The organism is Arthrobacter sp. SIMBA_036 (assembly GCF_046535135.1).
In the GTDB taxonomy this organism is placed as follows: Bacteria; Actinomycetota; Actinomycetes; order Actinomycetales; family Micrococcaceae; genus Arthrobacter.
Genome location: NZ_JAWRXG010000118.1, coordinates 1 through 279, shown reverse-complemented (window position 1 = coordinate 279; position 279 = coordinate 1). Strand labels below are relative to the sequence as shown.

Annotated in this window: 1 protein-coding gene; it reads right to left on the bottom strand. The window is 43.7% G+C overall.

Annotated features, from left to right (window positions below):
* The coding region (locus SB659_RS19350; RefSeq protein ID WP_410551567.1) for a hypothetical protein at positions 1-230 on the bottom strand (230 nt) is incomplete at its 3' end.
* Positions 231-279: the final 49 nt, after the last annotated feature.

Here is a 279-nt window from a genome sequence, read left to right as displayed (position 1 = left end):
ATCGGAAGTGGGTACACTATCCCAGTTTGGGTGTCGATTGCGACAACTGACCTTTGGTGATAATTTTTGAATTCAGGGTAGGTCAAAAGAATATAGTGGTCGTTAAAGTTCGGCGCTTGCGTTTTGAGCGTGTCGTTGTATGTGGCGACGTGCTTGTCGTCGCAAAAATCAACAGGGCTGTACTGGAAGGAGCATTTTGTTAAATCTGATGTTGCGTAAGAAATTTTCACCTCTGTGTATGGATGATTTTTTACGCTATCTGTCTTCGGTTGCTTGGCA